This is a genomic window from Streptomyces sp. MnatMP-M17, assembly GCF_900091995.1.
Classification (GTDB): Bacteria; Actinomycetota; Actinomycetes; order Streptomycetales; family Streptomycetaceae; genus Streptomyces.
In genome coordinates this window covers 1-3,342 of the sequence record NZ_FMDK01001079.1, presented here as the reverse complement: position 1 = coordinate 3,342, position 3,342 = coordinate 1, and the positions used below count along the sequence as shown (strand labels likewise).

The window sequence follows — 3,342 nt, the reverse complement described above, 5'->3', positions numbered from 1 at the left end:
CGCGGCAGCCGGCTCCGCGGCGGCCGGCGGGGCCGGCGTCCTGCTGTCCCCCTCGTTCGCCAACGGCTGCGCCAACCACCAGACGAACACCCAGCCCCAGGGCGGCACCTCAAACGGAAGCGGCGGGGCACAAGGACTCCTGGCGCAGCTGCCGGCCGGCAGCCCCCTCAACCACTGCGGCGGAGCAGACCTCACTGGCAGTCAAGTCTTGCCAGCAGAAGACGTCCTCCCTCAAGGAAACTTCCAGTATGCGCTGGAAACTTCGAATGGTATTTCCGCACTGGAGCAGGGCGTACTGGCCCCTCTCCCGACCTGAACCGGCAACACCTCCCGGCGCGGCCCGGTTCGCGGACGTCGGCGGGCCGGAACGGTCAGCCGGAGTCGGTGGTGCCGACGCGGGGCCGGTTGCGGGCCCACTTCTTGAGGTCGCCGACGCGGTAGAGGAATTCGGCGCCGCGTTTAGCGAGCGCTTCGTGCAGAGGCCGGACCCACTCGCGCATGAACTCCCGGCGCTTACGCGTCGCCAGGCCGTACGCCGCGCCGCCGACGGCCAGGACGGAGGCCAGGCCGACGCCGCCCATCTCCGCAGCCGCGATGGCCGGCCCGGGGTTCTCCCAGACACCGCGCGCCGTGGCGACGGTGGTGTCCTGGTTCTCCCACAAGGCGTAGTAGCCGCCGGTGCCGGTCGCGGCCAGGCCGGTGATACGGAAGGTGAGGCGCTGCCACCCGGCGCAGTAGGCGGAACGGGACACCCTGCCTTCGACCTTGGGCAGGACGCGGGTGGCCGTGTGCCAGAAGGTGGCGTCGGTCTTCCGCTCACCGTCCATCGGGCGGCCGGACAGGAACCGGCCGATCCCGAACGCCACCGACTCCGCGGTCTCCTCCACCTGTCGGTCGAACTTCTTCTGCGCCACGGCCGCGCCCCTTCCGCTGTACGTCCCCGTGCCTCACGCCGGGGAGCGGAGGCGACGGTAGGGCGGCGGGCCTGTGGACAGAACCCAGCGGCCGTACGTCAAATCCATTCGAAACTTTAGTTGTCGCGATGCGGGTGTGTGACCTATGGTTTCCACATGGTTGATATGTGGAGCCTTGATAGTGAGGCGATTGAGGAGCGGGTTGCCTTCGCGGCACTGGTCCGTGACCTGGTGTGGCGCGAGACGAAGAAGCGTCTGGGATTCGGTGAAGGGGAGGGCCCTCACAGTCCGAACGCGCTTGCCCCGACCTCCGCGGCGGCGCAGGCGGTCCATCTGATGTACCTGAAGGTCGCCACGGAAGCCGGCGACGTCGTGCAGCGCTTGGCCGCCGACGCCGCCGCCCGCGCTGGCCGGGCCGGAGCCAGTTACGCCGACCTGGGCATGGCCGCGGGGGTCTCCCGGCAGGCCGCGCGTAAGCGGTGGCCAGACGCGGTCGGTACCCAGTGGGTGCTGTACCTCCTCACCGGCAAGAGCGGCCCGCACGGCACGGTCACCCGCGTGTTCCGCAGCGAGGAGAAGGCGATCGAGACCGGGCGCACCGCCGTGGACGAAGGTGCGCTCTCCGACGACGGGGCCGTGGGCGCCGTCGTCATCAGCTCGGCCCGTCAGACCGTGTGGGCCTGCTACTTCAGCGACGGCACCTGGGCACCGGAGGAAATCACTCTGCCCGAGGATCTTGAGATCGTCCCCTCAGCCGGCGAGGCCGGGCACAGCGACTGGCTGCACCGGTGGGAGCAGCACGTCACCCGCCTGCTCTGAGCCGAGAACCTGTTTCTGATCCCGAAGCAGTATCGGGCTGACATGATCGATGGCGTGACACAGCCAGATGCCGACGCCGGCTCACCGGTTCAAATGGCCCGCCAGTTCAGCGAGCGCCTCGTCCTCAGCCGTGACGCCGGGAATGAGGACCGCACCAGAGCGTTCAACGCCTTGGTCGCGCGGGCTGGTGAGGCATACGGGATCGCGCTGCACTATGCGGACGGCGATCCTGATGCGGCCGGAGAGGCGATGAGCCATGCGTTGGGCGCCGTTGCGCGGGGGTTCGCCGCCGCGACTCTTGAGATCCTCGCGCAGGACGAAGTCCTGGCGCTGAACATCGACCAGAAACATCATCTGGACGAGCTGATCGTTGAGCTTGACCTGGAGACCTCGGAACTCCTCCACGACGCGTGAGTGAGTGCTTTTGCAGTCCAGGCCGCTGGCCTGCCCGGATGAGGGTCATTGGACGGTTTCAGGAGGCGGGTGTGGTGGGCCTGGAGCGTTGGGTCCAGGTGGCGCCTGCGCGGCTGATGCGGCGGGTCATCAGAGTGATGGCGGCCCAGGTGATGAGCGTCTCCGCCGTCGGCACGGCGGCCCCGGTCCCCGTGGTGGTCCGCGCGCCCTTCCCCGGACAACTTTCCGGCCCGAAAATCCGCAGCGGCTCCGCCTGTGAGCTGCGGTCGGTACAACGGTGAGGAGAGATCGATCTGGGAGGGGCTGCATGACCGAACACGACGACGACGCGCCCGAGTTCAAAGCTGCGGTGGAGCGCGCGAAGCAGTACGAGGCGATGGCCGTCCGGTACGTCAAGAAGGCGTTGGCGGGCGAGGCGGGCGCGGCGCAGATGGCGCAGACGTTCGCGTCGTTGGCGGCCGCCGCCCGGATGGAGCGCCTGGACTGGCGTATGCGGGTGCTGGGCGACCAGCTCGGTGACGTGAAGAAGGCGATGGACGGTCTTCGCCGCAAGCTGCCCGAGCGGTGACGCCCATCGAGCTGGCAGCGGCGGTGCTTACCGTGGGGGCGTGACCACACCCTCCGATGACGCGGCCAGGCCGGTGCCGGTGCGGGTCGTGCTGCCCGCCGATCCGGTTCTCGGGCAGCCGGAGCAGGAGGTCGTGGCGCGGTTGTGGAGGCGGCGGCAGACCGGGACGGGATGGGTGTACCTCGTGGGGCTGCCGTCGTACCGGGACCTCGAGGATGGCGGGGTGGAGGCCGCGGAGTACCGGGTGTGGGTGAGGGCGCCCGAGCACGTGCGGCCGGTTGACGGCGTCGACTACGACCAGGTCCCCACCGAGCCTCTTCCGCCGGTGCCGCCGACGTCGGTGGTCCGCGAGGTTCTCGGGGAGCGCCGGCCTTCGGGCTGGGTCCTGGCGAAGGTCCGAGAGGGGCGGGGCCCGGCCCGCGGGGTGCTGCACGCGCCGGACTGCGAAGAGGCACCCGGGGGTGCGCCGCTGCTCGATGTCCAGCGGGCCCTGGACGTCGCGGAGAACCCGGGGACGCAGCTGTGCACGCTGTGCGGGTGCGCTCAGGAGCTGACGCCGCTGCTGAGCGGCTTCGACCACATCACCGGCTCCTGACCTGCCGTGGTCAGGAGCCGGTCTCGATGGTG

5 protein-coding genes and 1 pseudogene are annotated in these 3,342 nt (G+C 69.9%); 5 read left to right on the top strand and 1 reads right to left on the bottom strand.

Annotated elements, in window-relative coordinates; all coding sequences use genetic code 11:
* Positions 1 to 316 (top strand): annotated as a pseudogene (locus GA0115259_RS41350) (hypothetical protein); the annotation flags it as partial.
* A 55-nt stretch (positions 317 to 371) separates the two neighbouring features.
* On the opposite strand, the gene GA0115259_RS36140 reads toward GA0115259_RS41350, so the two are convergent.
* Positions 372 to 914 carry a hypothetical protein gene (locus GA0115259_RS36140; protein WP_093604669.1) on the bottom strand — a complete coding sequence of 181 codons (543 nt, stop codon included), beginning with the start codon at positions 912 to 914 and terminating at the stop codon, positions 372 to 374.
* Between the two features lie 156 nt (positions 915 to 1,070).
* Between GA0115259_RS36140 and GA0115259_RS42485 the strand changes: the two genes are divergently transcribed.
* From GA0115259_RS42485 to GA0115259_RS36115, 4 genes are all read left to right on the top strand, one after another.
* Positions 1,071 to 1,733: a hypothetical protein gene (locus tag GA0115259_RS42485; protein ID WP_237540739.1), complete on the top strand. Its 663-nt coding sequence runs from the start codon at positions 1,071 to 1,073 to the stop codon at positions 1,731 to 1,733.
* Positions 1,734 to 1,775: 42 nt separating this feature from the next.
* Positions 1,776 to 2,147, top strand: coding sequence for a hypothetical protein (locus GA0115259_RS36130; RefSeq protein ID WP_093604667.1), 372 nt, complete (start codon positions 1,776 to 1,778; stop codon positions 2,145 to 2,147).
* Between the two features lie 307 nt (positions 2,148 to 2,454).
* Complete coding sequence (locus GA0115259_RS36120; RefSeq protein WP_093604663.1) at positions 2,455 to 2,715, top strand: hypothetical protein; 261 nt, start codon at positions 2,455 to 2,457, stop codon at positions 2,713 to 2,715.
* A 40-nt stretch (positions 2,716 to 2,755) separates the two neighbouring features.
* On the top strand, positions 2,756 to 3,310 hold the full coding sequence (locus tag GA0115259_RS36115; RefSeq protein WP_370749293.1) for a DUF6233 domain-containing protein: 555 nt from the start codon (positions 2,756 to 2,758) through the stop codon (positions 3,308 to 3,310).
* Positions 3,311 to 3,342: the final 32 nt, after the last annotated feature.

Bases quoted from the DNA above. Each gene is read 5' to 3' on its own strand.
- GA0115259_RS42485 (WP_237540739.1), top strand. From the start codon at position 1,071: ATGGTTGATATGTGGAGCCTTGATAGTGAGGCGATTGAGGAGCGGGTT.
- GA0115259_RS36130 (WP_093604667.1), top strand. From the start codon at position 1,776: ATGATCGATGGCGTGACACAGCCAGATGCCGACGCCGGCTCACCGGTT.
- GA0115259_RS36120 (WP_093604663.1), top strand. From the start codon at position 2,455: ATGACCGAACACGACGACGACGCGCCCGAGTTCAAAGCTGCGGTGGAG.